The sequence below is a fragment of the Pilimelia terevasa genome, from assembly GCF_014647915.1.
Classification (GTDB): Bacteria; Actinomycetota; Actinomycetes; order Mycobacteriales; family Micromonosporaceae; genus Pilimelia; species Pilimelia terevasa.
Map to the genome: position 1 here is coordinate 1 of NZ_BMQC01000019.1, position 26,839 is coordinate 26,839.

Annotated in this window: 20 protein-coding genes and 1 rRNA gene; 13 read left to right on the forward strand and 8 right to left on the reverse strand. The window is 75.5% G+C overall.

Going from position 1 to position 26,839, the window contains the following annotated elements; translation table 11 throughout:
* Positions 1–8 precede the first annotated feature (8 nt).
* The 4 genes from rrf (at position 9) to IEY75_RS18420 (ending at position 5,317) form a co-directional block, all read left to right on the forward strand.
* Positions 9–125: ribosomal RNA gene (gene rrf / locus IEY75_RS18405) — 5S ribosomal RNA — on the forward strand.
* Between the two features lie 826 nt (positions 126–951).
* A complete protein-coding gene (locus IEY75_RS18410; protein ID WP_189115684.1) occupies positions 952–3,546 on the forward strand; it encodes a valine--tRNA ligase in 2,595 nt (864 codons plus the stop codon).
* A 110-nt stretch (positions 3,547–3,656) separates the two neighbouring features.
* Positions 3,657–4,928 carry a bifunctional folylpolyglutamate synthase/dihydrofolate synthase gene (locus tag IEY75_RS18415; RefSeq protein ID WP_189115685.1) on the forward strand — a complete coding sequence of 424 codons (1,272 nt, stop codon included), beginning with the start codon at positions 3,657–3,659 and terminating at the stop codon, positions 4,926–4,928.
* Positions 4,929–5,020: 92 nt separating this feature from the next.
* Positions 5,021–5,317 (forward strand): DUF4233 domain-containing protein, encoded by a 297-nt coding sequence (locus IEY75_RS18420; RefSeq protein ID WP_189115686.1) that lies wholly within the window; start codon positions 5,021–5,023, stop codon positions 5,315–5,317.
* On the opposite strand, the gene IEY75_RS18425 is transcribed toward IEY75_RS18420, so the two are convergent.
* A complete protein-coding gene (locus IEY75_RS18425) occupies positions 5,228–6,559 on the reverse strand; it encodes a VOC family protein (protein ID WP_189115637.1) in 1,332 nt (443 codons plus the stop codon). The genes IEY75_RS18420 and IEY75_RS18425 overlap by 90 nt on opposite strands.
* Before the next feature lie 180 nt (positions 6,560–6,739).
* On the opposite strand from IEY75_RS18425, the gene ndk reads away from it, so the two are divergent.
* The gene (gene ndk, locus IEY75_RS18430; RefSeq protein WP_189115638.1) at positions 6,740–7,159 is read left to right on the forward strand and encodes a nucleoside-diphosphate kinase; all 420 of its coding nucleotides are present in this window, start codon (positions 6,740–6,742) and stop codon (positions 7,157–7,159) included.
* Between the two features lie 67 nt (positions 7,160–7,226).
* Here ndk and IEY75_RS18435 read toward each other — a convergent pair whose 3' ends face one another.
* Both IEY75_RS18435 and IEY75_RS18440 read right to left on the reverse strand, forming a co-directional pair.
* Complete coding sequence (locus IEY75_RS18435; RefSeq protein WP_189115639.1) at positions 7,227–7,919, reverse strand: DUF4360 domain-containing protein; 693 nt, start codon at positions 7,917–7,919, stop codon at positions 7,227–7,229.
* A 31-nt stretch (positions 7,920–7,950) separates the two neighbouring features.
* A complete protein-coding gene (locus IEY75_RS18440; RefSeq protein ID WP_189115640.1) occupies positions 7,951–8,604 on the reverse strand; it encodes a DUF4360 domain-containing protein in 654 nt (217 codons plus the stop codon).
* Positions 8,605–8,834: 230 nt separating this feature from the next.
* Between IEY75_RS18440 and IEY75_RS18445 the strand changes: the two genes are divergently transcribed.
* The 4 genes from IEY75_RS18445 to IEY75_RS18460 all read left to right on the forward strand — a co-directional run bounded on the left by IEY75_RS18445 (position 8,835) and on the right by IEY75_RS18460 (position 15,139).
* The gene (locus tag IEY75_RS18445) at positions 8,835–9,509 is read left to right on the forward strand and encodes a lysophospholipid acyltransferase family protein (protein WP_189115641.1); all 675 of its coding nucleotides are present in this window, start codon (positions 8,835–8,837) and stop codon (positions 9,507–9,509) included.
* 127 nt (positions 9,510–9,636) lie between these two features.
* On the forward strand, positions 9,637–11,589 hold the full coding sequence (locus IEY75_RS18450) for a TIGR03960 family B12-binding radical SAM protein (RefSeq protein ID WP_189115642.1): 1,953 nt from the start codon (positions 9,637–9,639) through the stop codon (positions 11,587–11,589).
* Between the two features lie 26 nt (positions 11,590–11,615).
* Entirely contained in the window at positions 11,616–12,770 is a 1,155-nt protein-coding gene (gene rffA / locus IEY75_RS18455) for a dTDP-4-amino-4,6-dideoxygalactose transaminase (RefSeq protein ID WP_189115643.1), read from the forward strand.
* Positions 12,767–15,139 carry a hypothetical protein gene (locus tag IEY75_RS18460; RefSeq protein ID WP_189115644.1) on the forward strand — a complete coding sequence of 791 codons (2,373 nt, stop codon included), beginning with the start codon at positions 12,767–12,769 and terminating at the stop codon, positions 15,137–15,139. Before rffA ends, IEY75_RS18460 begins: the two co-directional genes overlap by 4 nt.
* A gap of 68 nt (positions 15,140–15,207) precedes the next feature.
* Here the strand turns inward: IEY75_RS18460 and IEY75_RS18465 are convergent, their stop codons facing one another.
* The 5 genes from IEY75_RS18465 to IEY75_RS21085 form a co-directional block, all read right to left on the reverse strand.
* Positions 15,208–15,969 (reverse strand): class I SAM-dependent methyltransferase, encoded by a 762-nt coding sequence (locus IEY75_RS18465; RefSeq protein ID WP_189115645.1) that lies wholly within the window; start codon positions 15,967–15,969, stop codon positions 15,208–15,210.
* A 68-nt stretch (positions 15,970–16,037) separates the two neighbouring features.
* A complete protein-coding gene (locus tag IEY75_RS18470; protein WP_189115646.1) occupies positions 16,038–16,901 on the reverse strand; it encodes a formyltransferase family protein in 864 nt (287 codons plus the stop codon).
* 32 nt (positions 16,902–16,933) lie between these two features.
* Positions 16,934–17,920: a glycosyltransferase family 2 protein gene (locus IEY75_RS18475; RefSeq protein ID WP_189115687.1), complete on the reverse strand. Its 987-nt coding sequence runs from the start codon at positions 17,918–17,920 to the stop codon at positions 16,934–16,936.
* Positions 17,920–18,888, reverse strand: coding sequence for a dTDP-glucose 4,6-dehydratase (gene rfbB, locus IEY75_RS21080; protein ID WP_229789884.1), 969 nt, complete (start codon positions 18,886–18,888; stop codon positions 17,920–17,922). The genes IEY75_RS18475 and rfbB overlap by 1 nt, the downstream gene beginning before the upstream one ends.
* Positions 18,885–19,949: a glucose-1-phosphate thymidylyltransferase gene (locus IEY75_RS21085; RefSeq protein ID WP_229789885.1), complete on the reverse strand. Its 1,065-nt coding sequence runs from the start codon at positions 19,947–19,949 to the stop codon at positions 18,885–18,887. The genes rfbB and IEY75_RS21085 overlap by 4 nt, the downstream gene beginning before the upstream one ends.
* Before the next feature lie 105 nt (positions 19,950–20,054).
* On the opposite strand from IEY75_RS21085, the gene IEY75_RS18485 reads away from it, so the two are divergent.
* From IEY75_RS18485 to IEY75_RS18500, 4 genes are all read left to right on the forward strand, one after another.
* Complete coding sequence (locus IEY75_RS18485) at positions 20,055–20,522, forward strand: GtrA family protein (RefSeq protein ID WP_189115647.1); 468 nt, start codon at positions 20,055–20,057, stop codon at positions 20,520–20,522.
* Entirely contained in the window at positions 20,519–22,822 is a 2,304-nt protein-coding gene (locus IEY75_RS18490; protein ID WP_189115648.1) for a hypothetical protein, read from the forward strand. Before IEY75_RS18485 ends, IEY75_RS18490 begins: the two co-directional genes overlap by 4 nt.
* A 135-nt stretch (positions 22,823–22,957) precedes the next feature.
* Positions 22,958–23,701 (forward strand): TIGR03936 family radical SAM-associated protein, encoded by a 744-nt coding sequence (locus tag IEY75_RS18495; RefSeq protein ID WP_268244367.1) that lies wholly within the window; start codon positions 22,958–22,960, stop codon positions 23,699–23,701.
* Positions 23,702–23,856: 155 nt separating this feature from the next.
* Positions 23,857–26,814, forward strand: coding sequence for an Rne/Rng family ribonuclease (locus tag IEY75_RS18500; RefSeq protein ID WP_189115649.1), 2,958 nt, complete (start codon positions 23,857–23,859; stop codon positions 26,812–26,814).
* Positions 26,815–26,839 lie beyond the last annotated feature (25 nt).

Genomic DNA, 26,839 nt, shown 5'->3' on the forward strand with positions numbered 1-26,839 from the left:
CATAGAGTTACGGCGGCAATAGCGGAGGGGAAACGCCCGGTAACATTCCGAACCCGGAAGCTAAGCCCTCCAGCGCCGATGGTACTGCACTCGTGAGGGTGTGGGAGAGTAGGACGCCGCCGGACATACTTATCGAAAAGGCGACCCGTTTACGCGGGTCGCCTTTTCGCGTTGTGCGGTAACGGGTGCAACATGGCACGCCGGAGGTGAACACCAGCCGGAGGTGAACACGACGGGGAGCCTGGCCGGGCAGCGGCGGGCAGCTCTGGCGGGGCGGCTACGGCGGGTCAGGGCTGGGGGCCGCGGCGGCTTCGCTGCGTCACGGCCGGTGCCGCCGACTCTGGGGGTTCGATGGCTCCGTAGAATTCCGACGTGACCGAGTCAGCCCCGCACCGCAGTGACGCCCCCTCCGCCGACCAGGCCGACACGGCGGCGACGGCGCCGCCCGCCGCCGTCAGCGCGCCCGGGCAGCGCGCGGCCGCGCTCGACGGCGCCGGAGCGACGGTCGGTCAGGACAGCGCCGCCGACGCCCACCCGGCCGGCAGCCCGCTCCCGACCGGCGGCAGTGCCGACCCTGCCCAAGAAGCTGGCGCTGCCGAGCAGGAAGTCGCCGCCACGGAGGCCGGAGCAAAAGTCGTCGGAGCACAGGTCGCCGGCACCGAAGCCAAATTCGTCGAGGCCGAAGCAGGAGGCGTCGAGGCCGAAGCCCGAGTTGCCGAGGTCGAAGCGGGTGGCGCCGCTGGCTCCGAGGCCACCGACACGCGCGATGTCCCCGGAGATGTGGCCGACGCAGTAGCCGGTAGCGGTCGGGTGGACGCCGATCTGGCGGACGCCGGTGCGGATGGCGGGCTGGCCGGCGGCAACGGGGCCGGAGCACCGTCGGCGGGTGCAGACGACGCGGACCCCGCCGGAGCGAGCCCTGTCGAGGCGCCCGCTGCGGCGCCGCCGGCCGTGGAGCTGCCCAGTCAGTACCCGGCGGGAGAGGTGGAGCAGCGCCGCTACGCCGCGTGGCTCTCCGCCGGGGCCTTCGCCGCGGACGCCGCCAGCGACCGGCCGCCGTTCACGATGGTCATCCCGCCGCCGAACGTCACCGGCTCCCTGCACATCGGCCACGCCCTGGACCACACCATCCAGGACGCGCTGGTCCGGCGGAAGCGGATGCAGGGCTTCGAGGCGCTGTGGCTGCCCGGCATGGACCACGCCGGCATCGCCACCCAGAACGTCGTGGAGCGGCAGCTCGCCGCCCAGGGACTCTCGCGGCACGACCTGGGGCGGGAGGCCTTCGTCGAGCGGGTGTGGCAGTGGAAGGCCGAGTCCGGCGGGGCGATCCTCGGGCAGATGAAGCGGCTCGGCGACTCGGTGGACTGGTCGCGGGAGCGGTTCACCATGGACGCGGGGCTCTCCCAGGCGGTCCAGACGATTTTCAAGAAGCTGTTCGACGACGATCTGGTGTACCGGGCCGAGCGGATCATCAACTGGTGTCCGCGCTGCCTGACGGCCCTCAGCGACATCGAGGTCGAGCACTCCGACGACGACGGCGAGCTGGTCTCGATCCGGTACGGCGAGGGGGAGGCGAGCATCGTCGTCGCCACCACGCGCGCGGAGACGATGCTCGGGGACACGGCCGTGGCGGTGCACCCGGACGACGAGCGGTACCGGCACCTGGTCGGCACCGAGGTGGAGTTGCCGCTGACCGGCCGGCGCATCCCCGTCGTCGCCGACCCGCACGTCGACCCGGCGTTCGGCAGCGGCGCGGTGAAGGTGACGCCCGCGCACGACCCCAACGACTTCGAGATCGGGCGGCGGCACGACCTGCCGAGCCTGACGGTCCTGGACGAGCGCGGCGTCATCACCGCGCACGGCCCGTTCGAGGGCCTGGACCGGTTCGAGGCGCGCCCGGCGATCGTCGCCGCGCTCCGCGAGCAGGGGCGGGTCGTCGCGGAGAAGCGGCCGTACGTGCACGCGGTCGGCCACTGCTCGCGCTGCCGGACGACGGTGGAGCCGCGCCTGTCGCTGCAGTGGTTCGTCAGGACCGAGCCGCTGGCACGGGCCGCCGGGGAGGCGGTCCGCGACGGGCGGGTGCGGATCGCGCCGCCGGAGCTGGCCAAGCGGTACTTCGCGTGGGTCGACAACATGCACGACTGGTGTATCTCGCGGCAGCTCTGGTGGGGGCACCGGATCCCGGTCTGGTACGGCCCCGACGGCGAGGTGCGCTGCGTCGGGCCGGGCGAGACCCCGCCGTCGGGGGAGGGCTGGCGGCAGGACGAGGACGTGCTGGACACCTGGTTCTCCAGCGCGCTGTGGCCGTTCTCGACGCTGGGCTGGCCGGAGAAGACGCCGGACCTGGCGAAGTTCTACCCGACCAGCGTGCTGGTCACCGGGTACGACATCCTGTTCTTCTGGGTCGCGCGGATGATGATGTTCGGCCTGTACGCCATGGAGGGCACGCCGCCGTTCGCGGTCGTCGCCCTGCACGGGATGGTGCGCGACCAGCACGGCAAGAAGATGAGCAAGTCCTCCGGCAACGTGATCGACCCGCTGGACTGGATCGACCGGTTCGGGGCCGACGCGACGCGGTTCACGCTGGCCCGCGGGGCGAACCCCGGCGGGGACGTGCCGGTCAGCGAGGAGTGGTGCCAGGGGTCGCGGGCGTTCTGCAACAAGCTGTGGAACGTGACCCGGTTCGCGCTGCTCAACGGCGCCACCGTCGCGGGGGCGCTGCCCTCGCCGGGGGCGCTGTCCAGCGTCGACCGGTGGATCCTGTCGCGGCTCCAGGACGTGGTGGAGCAGGCCGACGAGCAGTTCGAGGCGTACGAGTTCGCCAAGGCGTGCGACCTGCTGTACCACTTCGCGTGGGACGACGTGTGCGACTGGTACGTCGAGCTGGCCAAGCCGGTGCTGGCCGCGGGCGGTCCGGCCGCCGAGGCGACCCGGCGGGTCCTCGGCCATGTGCTGGACGAGCTGCTGCGGCTGCTGCACCCGGTGATCCCGTTCGTGACCGACGAGCTGTGGACGGCGCTGACCGGCTCGCTGACCGTCGCGACGGCGGCGTGGCCGATCCCCGCGCAGTCCTACCTGGACCCCTCGGCCGAGGCCGAGATCGGGCGGCTCCAGCGGGTGGTGACCGAGGTGCGGCGGTTCCGTGCCGACCAGGGGGTGAAGCCCGCGCAGCGGGTGCCCGCGGCGCTGGTCGGCCTGGCCGAGGCCGGGCTGGACGCGCACGAGGGCCTGATCCGGGCGATCGCCCGGCTGGACCCGCCCGGCGAGGACTTCACCGCGGGCGCCAGCCTGGCCGTGACCGGCGCGGTGAGCGTGGAGCTGGACACCCGCGGCACCATCGACGTCGCCGCCGAGCGTGCCCGGCTGGCCAAGGACGCCGCGGTCGCCGAGAAAGAGATCGCCCAGTGCCGGGCCAAGCTCGGCAACGAGGCGTTCGTCGGCAAGGCGCCGGCCGAGATCGTCGACAAGATCAAAACCAGGCTGGCGGCCGCCGAGGCCGACGCCGTGCGCATCGCGGCGGCGCTGGCGACCCTGGCGGACGCGTGAGCGGCCCGGCGGATCCGGGGACCGGCCGGCCCGGTGCGCCGGCCGGCGTGGCGGGTCCGGTGACGTTCGCCGACGCGGAGGCGGCGCTGCTGGCGCGCGGCAACACCCGGATGGTGTTCGACCTCGACCGGATCACCGGCCTGCTGGAGCTGCTCGGCGACCCGCAGCGCAGTTTTCCGAGCATCCACCTGACCGGTACCAACGGGAAAACCTCCACCGCCCGCATGATCGACGCGCTGTTGCAGGCGCACGGGCTGCACACCGGCCGGTTCACCAGCCCGCACCTGGAGACCGTGCGCGAGCGCGTCGCCCTCGACGGGGTGCCGCTGGACGAGGAGCGGTTCGCCGCGGTGTACGCCGAGGTGGCGCCCCTGGCGGCGCTGGTCGACGCGGCCGGTTCGCACGCGCTCACCTACTTCGAGATGACGGTGGCGATGGCCTTCGCCGCCTTCGCCGACGCGCCCGTGGACGTGGCCGTGATCGAGGTCGGGCTCGGCGGCGCCGAGGACGCGACCAACGTGCTCCAGGCGCCGGTCTGCGTGCTCACGCCGATCGGCCTGGACCACACCGAGTGGCTCGGCGACCGGGTGTCCGACATCGCCGACGCCAAGGCGGGGATCATCCACGACGGCGCGACCGTGGTGACCGCCGCGCAGGACGACGAGGCGGCCGAGCCGATCCTGCGCCGGTGCGCCGAGGTGGGGGCGAGCGTCGCGCGCGAGGGCGGCGAGTTCGGCGTGATCGGCCGGGAGCTGGCCTTCGGCGGGCAGCTACTGTCCCTCCAGGGGCTCGGTGGACGGTACGACGAGGTGTTCCTGCCTCTGCACGGGGCGCACCAGGCGCAGAACGCGGCGGTCGCGCTCGCCGCCGTCGAGGTCTTTCTCGGCGCCGGCAGCCGGCGGGCGCTGGACGCCGACGTGGTCCGGGAGGGCTTCGCCCGGGTCAGCACGCCGGGGCGGCTGGAGCGGGTCCGCACCGCCCCGACGATCCTGCTCGACGGCGCGCACAACCCGCACGGGATGGCGGCGACGGTGGCCGCCATCCAGGAGGAGTTCACGTTCCGGCGACTGGTCGGCCTGGTGTCGGTGCTGGCCGACAAGGACGTGCCGGCCGTCCTGGACCTGCTCGAACCGATCCTCGACGCCGTCGTCGTGACCCGCAACAGCGCCGAGCGGGCGATGCCGGCGGCGGCCCTGGCCGAGGTCGCCCGGGAGGTGTTCGGGCCGGAGCGGGTGACGGTCCGCGCCGCGTTCGCCGACGCGATCGAGGCGGCGGTGGCGCTGGCCGAGGAGAGCGTCGACAGCGGGCTCGCCGGGGCGGGCGTGCTCGTCACCGGGTCGGTCGTGACGGTCGCCGACGCGCGGAAGCTGCTGGCGCGGTGAGCGACGGCGGCGGTCCGCGCGACGGCGAGGGCGGCGGGGCGCCGTCCGGGCCGCGGTCGGGTCTGCGCAACCCCGCCGCCGCCGTGCGCGGCATGGGTACCGGGACCCTGGCCATGGAGGCCCTCGTCCTGCTGCTGGCCGTCCAGCCGCTGCGGACGCTCGACGACGGCCTCGGTACCGCCGGGGTGGTCGCCGTGCTGGTGCTGGCGGCGGCGCACCTGCTGCTCATCGGGGCGCTCCGCCGGCCGTGGGGCTGGTGGGCGGTCCTCGGGGCGCAGGGCGTACTGCTCGCCTGCGGGCTACTGCATGGGGCGCTGGGTGTCCTCGGGGTGCTCTTCGGACTCGTCTGGTGGTACCTGCTGCGGGTCCGTCGCAGCATCCTCGGCTGACTCCGCCGGCCGCCACTGCGTGATAGCCAGGCCGTTGCCGTCCGGGTCGCGGAACGGCGCCGACCAGAGCTGGAGCCGGGCGCCGCCGCCGACGACCGCCGGCTCCGCCAGGAACCGCACCCCGGCGGCGCGCAGCGCCTGGTGGCTGGCGTCGATGTCGCCGACCTCCAGGTTGAGGTGCCCCGCCCCGCGCGGCGCGCCGTCGCCGGCCGCCGTGCGCAGGAGCAGCCGGGTGTCGCCCGAGGCGAGGATCGCCAGGTCGGGGCCGCGGTCGATGGTGGCGAAGTCCAGGACGCCGGTGTAGAAGTCGACGGCCCGGTCGAGGTCGCCGACGGTCAGGGTGGCGCCGACGCCGTGGACCGGGCCGGCGCCGGCCGGGCGGGCCGTCCGGTGCACGGTGGCGACGTCCGCGACGCCGGCGAGCGGGACGGCGCCGCTGACCCGGGGCCGGGGTACGGCGACCGGCTCCTCGGGGCGGCGCGCCGCCGGTACCGCGGGCGGCTCCGCCTCCTGGTCGTAGACGTCGCCCGCGCCGCGGTCGGCGGCGGGGTCGCCCGGGCCGGCGGTGCCCGCGGGCGGCTGGTCGGGCGCGGGCGCGCCGGCCGGGTCGTCGCCGGCGCGGGGCGCGGGCGCGCGGCGCGGCGCGGGGGCGGCGAAGTCGCGGATCTGCGCGGGGGTGGCGAACTCGTGGGTCTGCCCGGGGCCGGTCAACTCGCGGGTGGGCGCGTCGGCGGTGCGCGGGACGTCGATCGGCGCCACGCCCACCGTGGTGGGTACGCGCGGGGTGTCGACGGGGTCCGGCCGGGCGGCGGGGACCTCGTCCCACTGCACCCGGACGTTGCGCCGGTCGTCGACGGCCACGAGGACGGGCAGCGCGGTACCGGGCCGGGGCCAGCGGTCCACGGGGACCTTCGGGTCGCGCACCTTGACGGCCACCGTCGGCAGCCCGGGGCCGGTGAGGACCAGTTCCAGCTCCGCGCGGCCGTACTCCTGGTTGGCCGGCGCCGGGGAGGCGGCGATGACGTGGGCGGAGGCGGCCATCCAGGCCCGCTCGCCGCCCCGGACGGCCTGGACGGTGACCAGCCCGACCGCGACCAGGCCGAGCGCCGCGCCGACCGCCACCACCGACCAGCTCGGCACGCCGATGCCGATGGACAGGATGAACAGCCCGACCGCGCCCAGCAGCGCGGCGGCCGCCCTGCGGGCCGTGCTGGTGCCGGCCTTCGGCTGTCGGGTAGTCACGTGCGCACCTCCGGGGGGACGTCCGGGGGCAAGGCTAAGCCCGCATCGGACGGTGCGCCAAGGCCCACCGGCGAGTCGCCGTGCCGGTGCTCGGTACGCTGCCGTCCGGTATGTGGGCCGGGCGGCACGGAGGTCGCCGCGGCCGGGGAGCGGCCCCGGGCCGCCGTCGGGAGGAGACCTGTGTCCAGCGAGGACAGCGAACGCACGCTCGTGCTGATCAAGCCGGACGCGGTCCGCCGCGGCCTGGTCGGCGAGATCCTGGGCCGGCTGGAGCGCAAGGGCCTGACGCTGGCGGCGGTGACGCTGCGGACGATGTCGGCGGACCTGGCCGACGCGCACTACGCCGAGCACGTGCAGCGGCCGTTCTACCCGCCGCTGAAGCAGTTCATGACCTCCGGGCCGCTGGTGGCCGCGGTCGTCGCCGGGGACCAGGCGGTGGCGGTGGTCCGCACCCTGGTCGGCGCCACGGACGGGCGGGCCGCGGCGGCCGGCACGATCCGCGGCGACCTGTCGCTGTCCAACCGGGAGAACCTGGTGCACGCCTCCGACTCGGCGGCGAGCGCGCAGCGCGAGATCGCCCTCTGGTTCCCGGCGGGTTGAGTCCGGGACACGCGGCAGGGGGCGGGCCACCGTGGGTGGCCCGCCCCCTGCCGTTCGTGTGGCCCGGTCAGCAGACCAGGTTGACCAGTTTCACCGTGAGGCCGGCCTTGGTCTTGGACGGCATCAGGTTGAGCGTCGTGGTCGCCTTGGCGGAGCTGCTGCCCCGGTTGGTGGCCACGGCGCTGGTCAGGGTGAGCGCCCGGGTGGGTGCGCCGCAGTCCCCGCGGACCGGCGGCGCGAGGCTGCCGGTGCCGGAGTAGGCGCCCTTGACCGGTCCCTTGAGCGCCTTGGTGAAGGCGCCGGTGACCGCCGGCTGCCCGGCCGCCGTGACGTCGGCCTGGGCGCGGGCGCCCTTGGCGACGCCGGCCACCCCGTCGACGCGGACGGACTTGATCCCGTAGGTCAGGCCCTGGTCCGTGCTGACGCGGAGCGAGACGGTGCAGGCGCGCCGCCGCTCCTTGGCGTTGACCTTCGGACCGACCCGGGCCGACAGCTTCGTGAACCGGATGGTGAAGAAGCCGCTCTTGAGGTTCGTCACCGCGATGCTCTTGGTGTTCGGGCAGCCTTCGCCGTTGGCCCCGAGCAGCTTCACGGTCGGCGCCTTCGCGGCGTTCAGGAGAGCCTGTGCGGCGGCCGCCGCACGGGCGCTGTCGGTCGCGTCCAGAGTCTGTGCCGACGCGGTGCCGCACCCCGTCAGGAGTGCGGCGACCGCGACCGAGGCACCGACAGTGGCGAGACCGTTGCGGGTCCGCCGATTCATAGTCCGTTTCCCCTCAGTGAGTGAATGGGGGCTACGCCGGGCACTTGACGGCGTTGAGGCTCAGCAGGACGTCGTGGTCCTCCGCGGAGTTCGAGCGGAGGGTCATGATCGCCGAGCTGTTCTTCGGGTCCTTGCCGGCGTTGGCCTGCACCCGGGTGTTGACGTTGAGCTTGCGGTCCTCGCCGCACGGGGCCTGGATGGCCTTGTCCGGCGCGTCGAGCTGGACCCAGCGGCCGTTGTACTTGCCTTCGAGGTTCGTGCTCACCTCGCCGGTCTCGGTCATGCCGCTGATGTAGGACGTGACCAGCGCCATGCCCGTCGTGCCCTCGCCCAGGTACGCGAAGCCCTTGACGCCGATGGCGTCCAGCGACCAGGTGTAGCCGGCCGGCACGGTGATCGCGAGGTTCGCCTGGCAGTTGACGTTGGCGCGGGCGCCGTTCTTGCCGCCGGCCTTGGCCTGCATCCTCGGCAGGTTGATCTGGACGACGCCGGTCGGGAAGCTCGTGACCGTGACCTCCTTGCCGTCGTTGACCTTGCAGCCCGTGCCGTTGGCGGCCTCCAGCTTGGCGCTGATCGGCACGTTGGCCGGGTCCTCGGCGGTGGCCATGGCGGGTGCGCCGGCCAGCGCGGTGCCGGCGACGACAGCGGCGACTCCGGCCGAGGAGATGAACATCTTGAGTGTCATTTGGTCCCCCTTCGTGTCGGCGGGGAAGTTCCTTTCCGCCACCTGACAGAGCGGACGTTAGCGGTCTCATCGGTGTGCGTCACTACCTGAACGGTCGATGTTTACCCCCGCGCGGTCGCGGCCGGCGTGCCGGCAGGATTTTCGTCACGTCGCATGTGGGAGTGGTGGTGGCGGCGACCTGCTCCGTTAGCGTGTGGGCAGCAGATCCCTGCGAGGACGGAGAATTTAGGTTGCCGCCGCTGTACGCCATCGCGAAGCTCACCGTCGTCCCGCTGCTGCGCCTGGGCTGGCTACCGCGCGTCGAGGGGATCGGCCACATTCCGGCGACCGGCGGCGCGATCCTGGCCGGCAACCACCTGTCGGTGGCCGACGAGCTGTTCGTGGGGGCGCTCGCGCCGCGGCACATCGCCTTCTGGGCCAAGTCGGACTACTTCACCGGCTCCGGCGCGCGCGGCTGGCTGAGCCGGACCGTGCTGGAGGGCCTCGGCGCGATCCCGGTGCACCGGGCGACCGGCCGGGCGTCGCTGGCGGCCTTCGACGGCGCGTTCCCGGTCCTGGCGGCGGGGGGGCTCGTCGTGGTGTACCCCGAGGGCACCCGGTCGCCGGACGGCCGGCTGTACCGGGGGCGCACGGGCGTCGCCCGGCTGGCGCTGCGCTCCGGCGTGCCGGTGGTGCCGGTCGGGGTCCGCAACACCGCGCGGGTGCAGCCGATCGGCGCCCGGCTGCCGCGGCCGTTCACCGCCCGCCCCGACATCCGGTTCGGCGCGCCGCTGCACTTCGGCGGCCGGGAGGAGACCGCGAGCGAGCGCCGCGCCGTCACCGACGAGATCATGCGGGCGATCCAGCGGCTGAGCGGGCAGGAGTACGTGCCGCGGTACGCGCCCCGGCGCGAGCCGGTCGGGTGAGCCGGCCGGGCCGCGTCACCGCAGCCCCGGGGGCCACCGCGGCCCCGTCCGGTACCCCGCGGGGCGCCTGAGCGGCGGGCCGCGCCGCGCCCGCGTACCCTGGTGGGCTGGACTTCCGGGAGGTGTCATGCCGGTGACCAGCGTGTTCCCCCAGTTGGAGCAGTTGCTGCCGCGGGTCAGCAAGCCGATCCAGTACGTCGGCGGCGAGCTCGGGGCCGTCGTCAAGGACTGGGACGCGGCGACCGTGCGCTGGGCGTTGATGTACCCCGACGCCTACGAGGTGGGGGTGCCGAACCAGGGCGTCCAGATCCTGTACGAGGTGCTCAACGAGCGGGCCGACGTCCTGGCCGAGCGGACCTACGCGGTCTGGCCGGACCTGGAGGCGCTGATGCGGGAGCACGGCGTGCCGCAGTTCACCGTCGACGCGCACCGGCCGGTCGTGGACTTCGACGTGTTCGGGATCTCGTTCGCCACCGAGCTGGGGTACACGAACCTGCTGACGGCGCTGGACCTGGCGGGGATCCCGCTGCTGGCGGCCGACCGCGACGGGCGGCACCCGGTGGTGCTGGCCGGCGGGCACGCGGCGTTCAACCCGGAGCCGATCGCGGACTTCGTGGACGCGGCGGTCCTCGGCGACGGCGAGGAGGCCGTCCTGGAGGTCACCGACATCGTCCGGGCCTGGAAGGCGCAGGGGTCGCCGGGCGGGCGCGACGAGCTGCTGCTGCGGCTGGCCCGCACCGAGAGCGTGTACGTGCCGCGGTTCTACGACGTGGAGTACCTGCCCGACGGGCGGATCCAGCGGGTGGTGCCGAACCGGGCTGACGTGCCGTTCCGGGTGCACAAGCGCACGACGATGGACCTGGACCAGTGGCCGTACCCGAAGCGGCCGCTGGTGCCGCTGGCCGAGTCGGTGCACGAGCGGTTCGCGGTGGAGATCTTCCGGGGCTGCACGCGGGGCTGCCGGTTCTGCCAGGCCGGGATGATCACCCGGCCGGTGCGGGAGCGGTCGATCACGACGGTCGGCCAGATGGTGCGCGACGGGCTGGAGTTCTCCGGCTTCAACGAGGTGGGGCTGCTGTCGCTGTCCTCGGCGGACCACTCCGAGATCGGGGACATGTGCTCGGGGCTGGCCGAGCAGTACGCGGGTGAGAACGTGTCGCTGTCGCTGCCCTCGACGCGGGTGGACGCGTTCAACATCGAGCTGGCGCAGGAGCTGTCGCGCAACGGGCGCCGGACCGGGCTGACGTTCGCGCCCGAGGGCGGGTCGGAGCGGATCCGCAAGGTGATCAACAAGATGGTGTCGGAGGACGACCTCATCCGCACGGTGGTCACCGCGTACGGCAACGGGTGGCGGCAGGTGAAGCTGTACTTCATGTGCGGGCTGCCGACGGAGACCGACGAGGACGTGCTGGAGATCGCCTCGATGGCGCACCGGGTGATCCGGGCGGGCCGGGAGGCCACGGGCAGCAAGGACATCCGCTGCACGGTCTCGATCGGCGGTTTCGTCCCCAAGCCGCACACGCCGTTCCAGTGGGCGTCGATGGCCACGCCGGAGGTGATCGACAACCGGCTGCGGATGCTCAAGCAGGCGATCAACAGCGACCGGTCGCTGGGGCGGGCGATCGGGCTGCGGTACCACGACGGGGAGCCGTCGCTGATCGAGGGCCTGCTGTCGCGGGGCGACCGCCGGGTCGGCGCGGTGATCCGCCGGGTGTGGGAGGACGGCGGCCGGTTCGACGGCTGGAGCGAGCACTTCTCGTACCGGCGCTGGGTCGACGCCGCCGCGGCCGCGCTGCCGCCGTTCGGGGTGGACCTGGACTGGTACACGACGCGGGAGCGCGACGAGCTGGAGGTCCTGCCGTGGGACCACCTGGACTCGGGGCTGGACAAGGACTGGCTCTGGCAGGACTGGCAGGACGCGCTGACGGAGTACGAGCAGGACGACTGCCGGTGGACGCCGTGCTTCGACTGCGGGGTGTGCCCCTCGATGGACACCGAGATCCAGATCGGCCCGACGGGCCGCAAGCTGCTGCCGCTGACACCGGTACCGGCGGGGCAGCCCGCCACGTCGCCGAGTTGAATGTCCGAGTTGCGTAGAATAGGGTAGTGACCGAGCTACCCGAGATCCCCTTCTCCCGCCCGCACCGCGCCGCCGCCGAGGACAGGTACGTCCTGGACGCGCTGGCCGGCGGCCGGACCGCGGGCGACGGCCCGTACACCCGCCGGGCGGCCGCGCTGCTCGGCGGGCTCGTCGGCGGGGGTACCGCGCTGCTCACGACGTCGTGCACGCACGCGCTGGAGATGACCGCGCTGCTGCTCGACCTGGCGCCCGGCGACGAGGTCGTCGTCCCGTCCTTCACGTTCGTCTCCACCGCCAACGCCTACGCGCTGCGCGGCGCGGTGCCGGTCTTCGCCGACTGCCGGCCCGACACGCTCTGCCTGGACCCGCGCGCCGTCGAGGCCGCGGTGACCCCGCGCACCCGCGCGATCGTGGCGGTGCACTACGGCGGCGTGGGCAGCGACCTGGCCGCGCTGGCGAAGATCGCGGAGAGCGCCGGGGCCACGCTGGTCGAGGACAACGCGCACGGACTCGGCGGCGGGTACGGCGACCGCCCGCTCGGCGCGATCGGCGCCCTGTCCACGCTGAGCTTCCACGCGACCAAGAACATCCAGTGCGGCGAGGGCGGGGCGCTGGTCCTGCACGACCCGGCGCTGGCGGCGCGGGCGGAGGTCATCCGCGAGAAGGGCACCGACCGGAGCCGGTTCTTCCGCGGCGAGGTGGACCGGTACCGCTGGCAGGAGCTGGGGTCCAGCTACCTGCCCTCCGACATCCTCGCCGCCGTGCTCACCGCGCAGTTGGAGGAGTTCGGCGCCATCCAGGCCCGCCGGCACGCGATCTGGGACAGCTACGACCGGGAGCTGGCCGACTGGGCGGCCGGCCACGGCGTGGCCCGGCAGCGGGTGCCCGCGGAGAGCCGGCACACCGCGCACCTGTACGCGCTCCTGCTGCCCGACGCCGCCGCCCGGGCCGGGCTGCTGGCGCACCTGGCGGCCGCCGGGATCCGGGCGGCCACCCACTACCAGCCGCTGCACTCCTCGCCGGCCGGGCTGCGGTACGGGCGGGTGGGGCCGGGCGGCTGCCCGGTGACCACCGACGTCGCCGACCGGCTGCTGCGGCTGCCGCTGTCCGCCGACCTGACCGAGGCCGACGTCGCCCGCGTCGTCACCGCGGTCCGCGGCTTCCGCCCGGGACCGTCGTGACCTCATCGCTGGCCGCGCCCGGCGGGCGCACCGCCCCGGCCGCCGCCGACCCGCCGCCCGCCGCGGACCGGCCGGCGGCCGGCCCGCCCGGCGGCCGGCGGCGGATGCCGCGCTGGCTGCCCGCGCTGGCGGCCGCGGCACCGTGCCTCGTGGCCGCGCACCACTACGGCGCCGGCTGGGGGCCGCTCGGCGCGTTCGGCGCGTACGTGATGCTCGTGCTGGCCGTCCCCGGAACGCTGCTGTGGCGGCTCGCGCACGGGCGCGCGCGGTCGCTGGCCGAGGACCTGGCGCCCGGCCTGGCGGTCGGGTACGTCGGCGAGGTCCTCGGCTACTTCGCCGGCCGGGCCGTCGGGCTGCCGCTGCTGCACCTGGTCCTGCCGGCGGGGGTGCTCGCGGCGTTCGCGGCGGTCCGGCCGCTGCGGCGGTACTGGCGGGCGGCGCCCGACGCCGCGCGGCCGCCGGCCGGCTGGCTGTGGACGATGGCCGGCACCGCCGGGCTGCTGGTGCTGTGGGCATGTGTGTACTTCATGCGCAGCCGCGGCGCGACGTACAGCCTCAACGACGCCGACCTGCCGTTCCACCTGGCGCTGATCGGCGAGCTGAAGCACCACCTGCCGCCGACCGTGCCGTGGGTGTCCGGGGAGCCGCTGCACTACCACTGGTTCGCCTACGCCGACCTCGCGGCGACGAGCTGGAGCACCGGCATCGAGCCTGAGACGCTGCTGCTGCGGCTGTACTTCCTGCCGCTGCTCGCGGTGCTGCCGTTCGCGGTCGGCGCGCTCGCCCGGCGGCTGACCGGGCGGTGGTGGCCGGGGCCGGTGGCGATGGCGCTGACGCTGTTCGCGGTGGCGCCCTACCCGTACGGCTGGGGGCTGCCCGCGACCTACGTCAGCAACGGGCTGGGGCCGGTCGAGGACGGGGTGCTGCTGCGGTTCGGGCTGTTCGCCAGTCCGACCCAGACGTTCGCGGCGGTCCTGGCGCTGCCGCTGGTCCTGCTGCTGGTCGACCGGCTGCGCGGGGACGGCCGCGGCTGGCGCGTCGGGGCGCTGCTGGCCGCGTTCGTGGCCGTCCTCTGCGGCGCCAAGGCGACCTACCTGCCGATCATCCTGTGCGGGCTGCTGCTGGTGGTCGGCCTGGAGCTGGTGCGGCACCGGCGGTGGCACCGGGCGGCGCTGGGGTGCGTGGCGTTCGTGGTGCCGGGCATCCTGTTCGCCCAGTTCGTGCTGTTCGGCGGGGCCAGCCAGGGGATGGTCGTGGACCCGCTGGGCGGGCTCGGCCGGTACGGGCTCGGCGCCGCCACCGGGATCGGGGCCACGAAGTTCGGCGCGGTGCCGACGACCGGGCTGGCGCTGGTCGCGGTCACCGGCGTGACCCTGCTGGCCTGGCTGGCGATCTGGGGCGGTACCGCCGGCCTGGCCCGCGCGCGGCGGGACCCGGCGACCCCGCTGCTGCTGGGCATCGGCGCGGCCGGGATGGGCGGGGCGCTGGCGCTCAACCAGTACGGCTTCAGCCAGACCTGGTTCCTGGCCGCCGCCCGCCCGTACCTGGCCCTGGCCGCCGCCGCCGGGCTCGCCGCGCTGCTGCCGGCCGCCGGGCCGGCCCTGCGCCGCGTGGCCGACTGGCTGGTCGGCGCGGCCGGGGCGGGGCTGCTGGCGGTGTACGGGCTGCGCGCGCTCGGGCCGGCGCAGGCGCCGACGGTGCGGGCCGACGGCCGGCGCCGGGTGCTGCTGGAGCTGCTCTGGCCGAACGCGGCCCTGGTCGGGCTGGCGGTGCTGGCGGCGCTCGCCGGCTGGCTGGTCGCGCGGCGGGCGGGCCTGGCGCTGGCACTGGCCGCCGCGCTGCTGGGCGGGGCCACCCTGCCGGGCGTGCTCGACGTGTTCGCGCGCGACGCGCGGGCCGCCCGCGCGCAGGGCTTCCCCGCGACCGACGCGCGGCGGGTCCTCATGCCGGCCGGCGCCCGCGAGGCCGGCCGGTGGCTGCGCACCCACTCCGACCCCGACGACCTGGTGGCCACCAACGCCCACTGCCGCAGGCCGGAGCCGTGCGACAACCTGCACTTCTGGTTCGCCGGGCTGAGCGAGCGCCGGTTCCTGGTGGAGGGCTGGGGCTACACGGCGACGGTGAACCGGATCCAGACCGAGACCGGCCAGAGCGGGAACCTCATCGGGTACTGGCGGCCGGCGGTCCTGGCCGACAACGACGCCGCGTTCCAGCGGCCGGACGCGGCGACGGTCGGCCGGCTGCGCGGGCACTACGGCGTCCGCTGGCTGCTGGTCGACACCCGGGTGCCGCGCCTGGACGAGGCGGGACTGGGCCGGCACGCGGCACTGCGGTACCGCGCGGGGGAGACGGCCGTCTACGCGCTGTGACCGCGCCCGCTACCGCCCGCGGAGGCACCGGGCCGCGGGCGGTCCGGGCGCGGGTGGTGGCCGTCGCCTCACGAGGTGCTGGCGGCGAGCCGGGACTCCGGCTCGCGGACGGCGGGGGCGCCGACCGGCCGGTGCGCGCGCAGCATCAGCGAGACGCCGGGCAGGCCGCCGGTGGGCAGGTACCGCTCGGCCACGACGACCGAGGTCAGCGCGGCGTTGAGGAGCCGGGGCAGCAGGTCCACGTCGCTGCCCGAGGCCGACCGGCGGCGCAGGGCCACCACCGGGCGCAGCAGCACGTTCCAGCTCCACAGCTCGTCGACGGCCAGGCCGGCGCCGGTCAGCACCCGGGTCAGGCCCGCCCGGTCGTACCGGCGGAAGTGGTGGCTGGCCACGTCGTGCGCCGACCACAGCCGCATGTCGCACGGCACCGTGACCAGCGCCGTGCCGCCCGGCCGCAGCACCCGCCGGATCTCGGCCGCCGCCCGCCCGTCGTCGTCGATGTGCTCCAGGACGTCGAACGCGGTGACCAGGTCGAGCGCCCCGTCGGGCAGCGGGAGGCGGCGGGCGTCCCCGCGCAGGACGGCCAGCCCGCGCTCCCGCGCCACCTGCGCCCCCTCGGCGCTGTACTCCAGGGCCAGCGGCCGCCAGCCGTGGGTGCGCAGGACCCGGGTGTTGCCGCCGCCGGCCGCGCCGAGGTCGAGCGCGACACCGGGGCTGGTCCCGTCGCGGGCGAGCCGGCGCAGCCAGCGGGCGAGGATCCGCCGCCGCTCCTGGAACCACCAGTGGCGGTCCTCGATCGCGGCGAGCTTCCGGATATCACTAGCGTCCATATAGGTATTTTACCGATCGAATCGGGCATCAGTGGCGGCGCCTCACGGAAGAGATGTCACGCGGGCCGTCAGCCGAAGCGGGTGCGGAAGCGCGGCAGCGGCAGCATGCTCGCCCGGCCGGCGTCGTCGCGGACCAGCTCCTCCACGCGCAGTAGGCCGGTGCCGCAGACCACCGTCGGCCGGCCGCCGCGGACGAAGATGACCTTCCCCGGGGTCCGGTTGGCGATCACCACGTCGTCCTCGACGGCGACGTCGAGCAGGCGGGCGGGCACGCCGTCGACCAGGGTGCGGGCGCCGCGGTACGGCGGGCCGACGGCGTACACGGTGTCGCGGATCCGGGTCGCCGGCTGCGACCAGTCCACGGTGTAGTCGGCGTCGTCGCGCCACAGGCTGTACGAGGCGGCGGCCTCGTCCTGCGGCCGGCCGACCAGCGGCGCGCCGGCCAGCACCCGCGCCCCGATCTCGGCGGCGAGCGCCCCGTACGCCGCGGCGACCAGGTCGATCGCGGCCGCCAGGCGGACCGGCCGGGGCAGCGGCACGGCCACCTGGCCGACGATGTCGCCGCGGTCGTACTCGTCGGTGGCCAGCAGCGCCGTCACGCCCGTCTCGGCGTCGCCCTCGATCAGGGCGGTGACCAGCGGGTTGAACCCCCGGTACCGGGGCAGCAGCGAGTCGTGGAACGCGAGCAGGGTCGTACCCTGGGCCGGCGGGACGAGCCACCGCCAGCCGATGGCCAGCGCGTGGGTGCTGTCCTCGGGCGGGACGCCGTCGCGCCGGTCGTGGAAGGGCACCCCCCGGGCCGCGCAGTCCTGCCGCAGCCGCGCGAAGGACCCGTCGGCGACCCCCGGGTCGTCGGCCGAGACGACCCGCCGGACCAGCGTCGGGTCCAGCTTGTCCAGGGCGTCGCACACCGCGACGCCCTTGGCGGTCATCGCGTACAGGGTGATCCCCGGGGCCGGCACGGTCAGCCCCGCTGCCCGGCCGGCGACGGGCGCGCCGCGCGGGCGGCGTGGGCCGCGCCGTCGGGGTCCGGTTCGCCGACGCACTCGCGGATCAGGTACGTCGGGCGGCCCATCCGGTCGGTGTGGATCCGGCCGACGTACTCGCCGAGGACGCCCAGCGCGATGAGCTGCACGGAGGCGAAGATCGCCACCAGCGAGGCGACGGTGGTGAAGCCGGCGACCCGGGTGACGCCGCTGAAGTACTGGTACGCCGTCAGCCCCGCGAACCCCAGCCCGACCACGCCGACGGCGAACCCGAGCGCCATCACCGCCCGCAGCGGCGCCGTCGAGTAGCCGAGCACCATGTTGGCAGTGTGCCGCAGCAGGCCGCGCAGCGTGTACCCCGACCGGCCGGTGGCCCGCGCGTTCATCGGCACCGTCACCGCGACGCTGCGGTCGGTGGCCCAGGACAGCGCGACGTCCACGGAGGCGTGCGGGCCGGCGATCTGGTCGAAGGCGCCGCACAGGTAGGACCGGAACGCGCGGAAGGCGCTCAGGTCGCGCGCGTTGCGCACCCGCAGCGTGGCCGCGATGCCGCGCTTGGCGACCCGGGAGGCCAGGCTGCGCACCGGGCCGTGCTCCTCGCGCTCCGGCACCCCGTACACGAGGTCGACCCGCGAGGACAGCGCGGCGAGCAGGGTGGGGACCGCCTCGGGCGGGTGCTGGAGGTCGTCGTCCATGGTCACGACCGTCTCGTGCCGGGCGGCCCGGACCCCGGCCACCAGCGCGTTGTGCTGGCCGTAGTTGCGGGCCAGCCGGATCGCCCGGACCTCGGCCAGCCGGCGCGCCTGCGCGGCGGCCACGGCCCAGGTGGTGTCCTCGCCGTCGTCCACCACGAGGATCACCTCGTGGGCCTCGGTGTGCGCCGGCAGGACCTGCGCCAGCCGCTCCACCAGCGCCGGCAGGGTGGCGGTCGACCGGAAGCAGGGGACGACGACGGAGACGCGCATCAGCGGCCCGACTCCGTCAGCGGGCGCCACCAGGACTCGTTGTCGCGGTACCAGCGCACCACGTCGGTCAGGCCGCTGGCGAACGGCACCCGGGGGGCGTACCCCAGGGCCGCGAGCTTGCGGGTGTCGACGCTGTACCGGCGGTCGTGGCCGGGCCGGTCGGCGACGTAGGTGACGGCCGACCAGTCGGCGCCGCAGGCGGCCAGGAGCTGGGCGGTCAGCTCCTTGTTGGACAGCTCGGTGCCGCCGCCGATGTTGTAGACCTCGCCCGCGGCCCCGCGCTCCAGCACCAGGTGGACGCCGCGGCAGTGGTCGTCGACGTGCAGCCAGTCGCGGACGTTGCCGCCGTCGCCGTACAGCGGCACCTGCCGGCCGTCGTGCAGGTGGGTGACGAACAGCGGGATCAGCTTCTCCGGGTACTGGTGCGGGCCGTAGTTGTTGGAGCAGCGGGTCACCCGCACGTCCAGCCCGTAGGTGCGGTGGTAGGCGCGGCACAGCAGGTCCGCGCCGGCTTTCGCCGCCGAGTACGGCGAGTTGGGCAGCAGCGGGTGGTCCTCGGGCCAGGAGCCGACCTCGATCGAGCCGTACACCTCGTCGGTGGACACGTGCACCATCCGCGCCCCGGCCGCCCGGACCGCCTCCAGCAGGCACTGGACGCCGAGCACGTTGGTCCGCAGGAACGCGGTCGGGTCGGCGATGGACCGGTCCACGTGGGTCTCGGCGGCGAAGTTGACGACCACGTCGTGGCCGGGCACGAGGTCGGCGAGCAGGGCGGCGTCGGCGATGTCGCCGTGCACGAAGCGGTAGCCCGGGTGGTCGGCGACCGGCGCCAGGTTGGCCGGGTTGCCGGCGTAGGTCAGCGCGTCCAGGACGGTCACTGCCGCCGCGCCGCCGAAGGCGCCGGTGAGCAGGCCGCGCACGTAGTGCGAGCCGATGAAGCCGGCGCCGCCGGTGACCAGCAGCCTCACGCGAGCCTCAGCGCGCACTGGTCGCCGACCACCAGGCGGTGGGTGCGGGGGGTCTTGGGGGCGGCGGTCACCTCGACGTCGCGGCCGATCAGCGACGCCTCGATCCGGCTCACCCCGCGCACCGTCGCGCTGCCGACCAGGATCGAGTACTCGATCTCGGCGTCCTCCAGCGTGCAGCCGTCGCCGATGGAGGTGAAGGGGCCGACGTAGGAGCGCAGCACCTTGGTGTCGGCGCCGATGATCAGCGGGCCGCGCAGCACCGACTCCTCGACGACGGCGCCCGGCTCCACGACGACCTGGCCGATGACCTCGGTGCGGTCGTCGACGGTGCCGTCGAGCCGGCCGGTGAGCGACTGCAGGACGATCCGGTTGCACTCCAGCATGTCGTGCACCCGGCCGGTGTCCTTCCAGTACCCGGTGACCCGGTGCGAGTGGACGGGGTGGCCGTGGTCGATCAGCCACTGCACCGCGTCGGTGATCTCCAGCTCGCCGCGCGCCGAGGGCCGGATCGCCCGGACGGCCTCGTGGATGGCGGGGGAGAACATGTACACGCCGACGATGGCCAGGTCGCTGCGCGGGGAGTCCGGCTTCTCCTCCAGCCCGACGATCTCGCCGCTGCGGCCGAGGACGGCGACGCCGTAGGAGCCGGGGTCGTCGACGGGGGTGAGCAGGATCTGGGCGGCGTACCCGCTGCCGTCGAACGCCTCGACCAGCGCGTTGATGCCGCCGACGAGGAAGTTGTCGCCGAGGTACATCACGAAGTCGTCGTCGCCGAGGAAGTCGCGGGCGATGAGCACGCAGTGCGCCAGGCCCAGCGGCGCCTCCTGCGGGAGGTAGGTGATCCGCACGCCGAGGTCGCCGCCGTCGCCGAGGGTCCGCCGGATCTCGTCGCCGGTGTCGCCGACGACGATGCCGATGTCGGTGATGCCGGCGTCGCGGATGGCCTCCAGCCCGTACCGCAGCACCGGTTTGTTGGCGACGGGGAAGAGCTGCTTGGCCGAGGTGTGGGTGAGCGGCCGCAGCCGCGTGCCCCGGCCGCCGGCGAGCATCAGCGCCTTCATCGTCTTCCTTACCGTCGAGGGTGTGACATAACGAACCAACGACTCGTAAACAGGTAGGTATCGTAACCGAGCCGGCAATTTGGATGTTTACGGACATAGTTTCGGATGCCGGTCGCACGGAGGAGGAGTCCGCTGGGTACCAGCAGCACGTGGCGCCGGTTGGCCGACGACCGGCGGGTCCGGTACGTCGCGGCCGGCGGCCTCAGCTCGGCGATCTACTACGCCGCCTTCAGCGCCCTGTGGCTCGCCGCCGGACACCTCGTGTCCTACCTGCTGGTCGCCGTGGTGACCAACGTCTTCACCGCGCTGGCGACCTACCCCGTCTACCGGGTCGGCGTGTTCCGCGCCGAAGGACCCTGGGTCAGCGGCTTCCTGCGCTTCTACGCGGTCTGCCTGTGGTCGCTGCTGTTCATCCTCGGCGGGCTGTGGCTGCTGGTGGAGGCCGCCGGCCTGCCGGTCCTGCTCGCCCAGGCGGTCGTCATCGTCGTCGGACCGCTGATCAACTACCAGATGGGGCGGCGCTGGGCGTTCCGCGCCCGCCCCCGGCCGGCCGCCCCGGCGGTGCGGCCGTGACCGCGGTGGCCGCGCCCGCGGTCCCGGCGCCCCCCGCCGCCACCGCGCCGCCCGCCCGGCGGGTCGGCCCCGGCTGGCTGCCCGCCCTGCTGGTGGGCGCGGCCACCGTGGCCTGCCTGCGCTGGTACGGGGTCGGGCTCGGGCCGCAGGCGCGGTTCGCCGGGTACCTCGCCGCCGTCGTCCTGCTGCCCGGCACGCTGCTGTGGCGGGCGCTGCGCGGGCGGGCCGGGGCGCTGCCGGCGGACGCCGTCGGCGGGGCGGCGCTCGGGTACGCGGTCGAGGTGGGGCTGTACGTCGCCGGGCGGGCCGCCGGCTGGCCGTACCTGCCGGTGGCCGGCGCGGCGGCCGTCCTCGCCGCGTTCGCCGCCGCACCCCGGCTGCGGCGCTGGTGGCGGGGGTCCGGCGCGCCCGTCGACGCCCGCTGGGCCTGGGCGGTGGCCGGACTGGTCGCCCTGATCACGGCCTGGTGCGCGCTGACCTACTTCCGGGTCCACGGCCTGGACTGGCCCGCCAGCGGCACCCCGTCGGCGGACCTGGCATACCACCACGCCCTCGTCGCCGAGCTGCGCCACCACCTGCCCGGACAGATCCCGTACGTCACCGGCGTGCCGCTGCGGTACCACTGGTTCGCGCACGCCGACTGGGCCGCCGCCACCTGGGGCTCCGGCGTCGACGCGACCCTGGTCACGTACCGCCTGGGTACCCTGCCCGCCGCCGTCCTCGGCGTCGTCGGGATCGCCGTCCTCGGCGGGCGGGTCGTCCCCGGCCGCTGGTGGGCCGGGCCGCTGGTGGCGCTGTGCGCGCTGTTCGCCGTCACCCCCGACCCCGCGCCCTGGTCGCGGGCGCTCACGCCGAGTGCCAACATCCCGTACACGATGTGGCTGAGCCCGACCCAGACCTTCGCGGCGCTGCTGTTCCTCGGGCTCGTGCTCGTCCTCGGCGACCTGCTCGACCGGCGCGGCGGCCCCGGCGCCTGGGTCGCCTTCGGCCTGCTGCTGGCCGCGGTCGCGGGCGCCAAGGCGAGTTTCGTGCCGCTGCTGCTGGCCGGCCTGCTGCTCGTGGTGGCGGCGACCCGCCTGCGCCGGGCGGGCTGGTGTCCGCCGGCAGCAGCCGCCGCCGGCCTGACGGCGCTGGCGCTGGCCGGCGCGCAGTACGCGCTGTACCGGGGCACCAGCGCCGGGCTCATGGTCGACCCGCTGGCCGCGGTCCGGGTGATGCTGCCGGCGCGCGCCGGCTGGCCGGTCTGGCTCGGCCTCGCCGTGTGGGCGCTGTGCTGGGCGGCGGTACCGGCGGCCGCCCTGGTCCTGCTGTGCCGCCGGGCGTGGGCCGACCCGCTGCGGGTGCTCTGCGCCGGCATCGGGGCGGCCGCGCTCCTGGTGGTCCTGGTCACGTACCAGATGGGCGGCAGCCAGCAGTACTTCCTCCAGGCGGCCCGGCCGTACCTGGCCGCCCTCGTCGTCGCCGGCCTGGCCGCCGCGCTGCCGGCCGCCGGAGTCCGGCGGCCCTGGGCGCGGGCGCTGCTGTGGGGCGCCCTCGGCCTCGGCGCCGCCGTGACCGCCGCGGCGGCGCTGGGCGGCCCGCCCCGCTGGCCGACCGCCGCGGGCGGCTGGCTCGCCCCGCGGGCGCTGTGGCCGTACGCCGTGCCGCCGCTGGCCGCCGCGGCGGCGGGGCTGGCCGCCGCCGCGCACCGCCGCACCCGCCCCTGGGCCGCCGCACTCGCCCTGCTCACCCTCGTCGGCGCCGCGGTCCCCGGCAGCCTGGCCGAACTGCGCCGGATGGCCCCCGCCGACGGCCGGTACCGCGACGCGGTGGCCGCCCAGCCGGGCCGGGCCGCCCCCGGTCCGCCGGCGGTCCCCGACGGGGCCGCCGCGGTCGGGCGCTGGCTGCGCCGGCACACCGGCACGGACACGCTCCTGGCCACCAACAGCCACTGCCGCTTCCCGGTCGCCGACCGGGCGGCCTGCGACGGGCGACAGTTCTGGGTGGCGGCGCTCGCCGAGCGGCGGGTCCTGCTGGAGGGCTGGGCGTACACCCCGCCGGCCAACGCCGTCGCCGCCCGCGACCGGCTCCAGTCCAACGAGGTGCCGTACTGGGACCCCGCGCTGATGGCCGTCAACGACGCCGCGTTCGCGGCGCCCTCGGCGGCGACGCTCGGCGCGCTGCGGGACCGGTACGGCGTGCGCTGGCTCGTGGTCGACCGCCGCCACCCGGTGGACCTGCCCGCCCTGGACCGCGTCGCGCCGCGGCGCCTGGCCGCCGGGGACTGTGCGGTGTACGAGGTCGGTCCCGCGACCCCGTGACCGGGCGGGCGGGCGGTGCGGGAAAATGGGCCGACCGCGCCGGACCCGCCGGCCGTACCCCCTGTGAGGAGCCCCACGATCGCCAGGAAGCCGCAGCCGGAGAGCAACCAGGCCCCGGTGGTCCAGCGGGTGCGCCTGCGCTACGCCAAGCGCGGCCCGCTGCGCTTCACCTCGCACCGGGACTTCGCCCGGGCCTTCGAGCGGGCGCTGCGCCGGGCCGCGGTGCCGATCGCCTACTCGCAGGGCTTCACCCCTCACCCCAAGATCTCCTACGCCTCGGCGGCCCCCACGGGCGTCGCCAGCGAGGCGGAGTACCTGGAGCTGGGCCTCCAGCGGGAGGTCGACCCCGAGCAGCTCCGCGGCGCCCTGGACGCCGCGCTCTCGCCCGGCCTGGACATCGTCGAGGCGGTGGTCGCGGCCGCCCCCGGCAGCCTGGCGGACCGGATCGACGCCGGTCGCTGGCGGATCGCCCTGACCGGCGTGACCGTCGAGGCGCTGACCGCCGCGGCGGCGGCCTTCGAGTCCGCCCCGGAGGTGCTGGTCGAGCGGCTGACCAAGCAGGGCAAGCGCCTGATCGACGCCCGCGCGGCGGTCGTCTCGCTGGCCGTGTCGGCCGAGCCGGCGGCCGCGGCGGCGGCCGGGAATGATCCACCTTCCGAGGTCGGCGCCGGGCCGTGTGCGATACTCGACCTTGTCGTACGGCTGGCCAGTCCGACCGTACGGCCCGATGACGTTCTGTCCGGCCTCCGCGTGGTGGCCGACCTGGAGCCGCCGGTTCCGCCGCGTGCGACCCGGCTGGCGCAGGGATTGCTGACCGCGCAGGGGGGCCTCGCCGATCCGTTGGAGGCGGATCGGACAGCGACAATCGGCGAGCGCTGACCGACTGGTCCGCGTGCAACGGGAAGACTTCGGCGGCGACCGTCCGCGGGTGCCGACAGGCCCCGACGGCGGTCCGACGCCGGGAACATCTGCGGCGAACCTGAGTGGCAGCGTCACGTACGCGCCCGGGGGAGCCAGAACTGGAGAGCGCCCGCATGCTCGACAACGAGCCCGAGGGCGGCGACCGGACCGGCGACAAGCCGGCCGAGGCCGCTGAGACCACGACCCGCCCGGCGACCCGTCGCCGGACCCGGGCCAAGACGACCCCGCCGGCCGAGGCCGCGACACCCGTCGCGGCGGACCTGCCGGAGCAGGGGGAGCCGGCGGAGGCGCCGGTGAAGAAGACCACCCGGCGCCGCCGTACGGCCGCGGAGCGGGCGGCCGACGAGGCCGCCGCCGCCCCGGCCGAGGTGGCCGGGACCACCGGCCCGGCGGAACCCGCCGCGGCCGCCGCACCCGCCGCGGAGCCCGCCGCGCCCGCCGCCGCGTCGCCCGCGGCGCCGTCGCCGGACGCCGCCGAGGAGGAGCCGGCGGAGGAGCGGCCGCGCCGCCGGAGCCGCGGCAGCCGGGCCCTGCCCCCCACCGTGCTGTTCATGCCGCCGGACCCCGCGGTCGCGGAGGTCCCGGAGCCCGCCGCCGCGCCCGCCGCGTCGCCGGCCGCCGTCGAGGACGCTGAGGAGGACGAGCGGCCCCGCCGTCGCCGCCGCGGCCGGCGCGCCGAGCCGGAGGAGCCCGCCGCCGAGCCGGCCCCCGAGCCGGTCGCGCAGGACGAGTCGGACGGCGAGGACGACGACGAGGACGAGGACAGCCGGCAGCGCCGCCGTCGCGGCCGCCGCGGCCGTGGCCGCGGCAAGGGTCCGGCCGAGGACGGCGAGGACGCCGAGACCGCCGAGGCGCCGGCCGCCGAGGACGACGACGAGCCGCTGACCCGCCGCCGGCGCCGCCGTCGGCGCAAGGGCGCGGACGGCGAGGACGGCGACGACGACGGCGTACCGACCGTGGTCCGCATCCGGGAGCCGCGCCGGGTCGCCGACGAGGTACAGGGCGTCACCGGCTCCACCCGGCTGGAGGCCAAGCGCCAGCGCCGCCGGGACGGCCGCGACCAGCGCCGCACCCGCCCGCCGATCCTGACCGAGTCGGAGTTCCTGGCCCGCCGCGAGGCGGTCGACCGGGTGATGGCCGTCCGGCAGATCGGCGACCGGACGCAGATCGCGGTCCTGGAGGACGAGGTCCTCGTCGAGCACTACGTGACCCGCGAGGCCACCGCCACCATGGTCGGCAGCGTCTACCTGGGCAAGGTCCAGAACGTGCTGCCCAGCATGGAGGCGGCGTTCGTGGACGTCGGCCGCGGCCGCAACGCGGTCCTGTACGCCGGTGAGGTCAACTGGGACGCCACCGGCCTGGAGGGCCGCGGGCGGGCGATCGAGCAGGCGCTGCGGCCCGGCGACCCGGTGCTGGTGCAGGTCACCAAGGACCCGATCGGGCACAAGGGCGCGCGGCTGACCAGCCACATCGCGCTGTCCGGCCGGCACCTGGTGTACGTGCCGCACGGCAACGCCTCCGGCATCAGCCGCAAGCTGCCCGACAACGAGCGCAAGCGGCTGCGCGACATCCTCAAGAAGCTGATCCCGGACGGCGCGGGCGTGATCGTCCGCACGGCCGCCGAGGGCGCCACCGAGGACGAGCTGGCCCGCGACGTCACCCGCCTCCAGGCGCAGTGGGAGGACATCCAGGCCAAGTCGGCCACCAGCAGCGCCCCGGCGGTGCTGTACCAGGAGCCCGACCTGGTGATCCGGGTCGTCCGGGACCTGTTCAACGAGGACTTCCGCGAGCTGGTCATCCAGGGCGACGCCGCCTACGACGAGGTGGCCGGGTACCTGTCGCACGTCTCGCCCGACCTGCTGGAGCGGCTCAGCCGGCACACCGGCGTCGCCGACATCTTCGCCGCGCGGCGCATCGACGAGCAGATCCTCAAGGGCCTGGACCGCAAGGTCTACCTGCCCTCCGGCGGCCACCTGGTGATCGACCGGACCGAGGCGATGACGGTCGTCGACGTGAACACCGGCAAGTACACCGGTGCCGGCGGCAACCTGGAGGAGACGGTCACCCGCAACAACCTGGAGGCGGCCGAGGAGATCGTCCGCCAGCTCCGGCTGCGCGACCTCGGCGGCATCGTGGTGATCGACTTCATCGACATGGTCCTGGAGTCCAACCGCGAACTCGTGCTGCGCCGCCTCACCGAGTGCCTGGGCCGGGACCGGACCAAGCACCAGGTCACCGAGATCACCTCGCTGGGCCTGGTTCAGATGACCCGCAAGCGGATCGGCGCGGGGCTGCTGGAGGCGTTCAGCGAGAACTGCGAGCACTGCAAGGGCCGCGGCCTGCTCATCCACCCGGAGCCGGTGCCCGACAGGGGCAAGGGCGGTACCGGCGAGAAGGTCCGCGCGGTCGCCTCGGCGGGCGTCAAGCCCGAGGGCGGCGCCGGCAGCGGACGGCGGCGGGGCCGCAAGGCCGCCGCGGAGCCGGTGGCCGACAGCCCGCCCCCGGCGCGGGTCGAGGAGCCGGCGGTCGAGGAGCCGGCGGCGCAGGCCGGCGCGTCCCCGGCGGACACCGGCGCGTCGGCGGCGGAGCACCCGCCGGCGGCGGTCGACCTTCCGCCGGCCGCCCAGGACGCCGTCGACAGCAGGCCCGAGCCCGCCACCCGTCGCCGCCGCGCGTCCGGCGCCCGGCGCGAGCCGGTCAACGGCCGCGCCGAGCCGACCGCGGAGCCGGCGCCGGCCGGCCCGGCGGGTGACGCCGCGGCCGCGGCGCCGCCGGTGCGCGAACCGCGCTCCGGCTCCTCCGGGATCGTCTCCGGCGCGGGCGCGGCGATGACCGGCCCGCCCGCCGACGAGAACCGGTTCGAGGGGTACGACCTGGGCCGCTACGACGACCCGGACGACGACGCCGAGGACGAGGACGAGGACGAGGACCTTCCCGTGGTCCCGGGAATCCTGGCGGGCGTCGACGACGACCTCGCGGACCTGGACGAGGACGACGAGGACGACGACGCCGAACCGGTCGGCATCGGCGGCCGCCGCCGGCCGCGGACCCGCCGCCGCACCCGCCCCTGAGGCGGCGCACCACGCACACAGACAG

What these genes read in the sequence shown, in the direction of transcription:
- IEY75_RS18475 (WP_189115687.1), bottom strand. Translation starts at nt 17,920, where the DNA reads ATGCGCGTCTCCGTCGTCGTCCCCTGCTTCCGGTCGACCGCCACCCTG.
- IEY75_RS18500 (WP_189115649.1), top strand. Translation starts at nt 23,857, where the DNA reads ATGCTCGACAACGAGCCCGAGGGCGGCGACCGGACCGGCGACAAGCCG.
- IEY75_RS18465 (WP_189115645.1), bottom strand. Translation starts at nt 15,969, where the DNA reads ATGGACGCTAGTGATATCCGGAAGCTCGCCGCGATCGAGGACCGCCAC.
- IEY75_RS18485 (WP_189115647.1), top strand. Translation starts at nt 20,055, where the DNA reads ATGCCGGTCGCACGGAGGAGGAGTCCGCTGGGTACCAGCAGCACGTGG.
- IEY75_RS18450 (WP_189115642.1), top strand. Translation starts at nt 9,637, where the DNA reads ATGCCGGTGACCAGCGTGTTCCCCCAGTTGGAGCAGTTGCTGCCGCGG.
- IEY75_RS21085 (WP_229789885.1), bottom strand. Translation starts at nt 19,949, where the DNA reads ATGAAGGCGCTGATGCTCGCCGGCGGCCGGGGCACGCGGCTGCGGCCG.
- IEY75_RS18415 (WP_189115685.1), top strand. Translation starts at nt 3,657, where the DNA reads ATGGTGTTCGACCTCGACCGGATCACCGGCCTGCTGGAGCTGCTCGGC.
- IEY75_RS18435 (WP_189115639.1), bottom strand. Translation starts at nt 7,919, where the DNA reads ATGAATCGGCGGACCCGCAACGGTCTCGCCACTGTCGGTGCCTCGGTC.
- IEY75_RS18470 (WP_189115646.1), bottom strand. Translation starts at nt 16,901, where the DNA reads ATGACCGCCAAGGGCGTCGCGGTGTGCGACGCCCTGGACAAGCTGGAC.
- IEY75_RS18420 (WP_189115686.1), top strand. Translation starts at nt 5,021, where the DNA reads ATGGGTACCGGGACCCTGGCCATGGAGGCCCTCGTCCTGCTGCTGGCC.
- IEY75_RS18440 (WP_189115640.1), bottom strand. Translation starts at nt 8,604, where the DNA reads ATGACACTCAAGATGTTCATCTCCTCGGCCGGAGTCGCCGCTGTCGTC.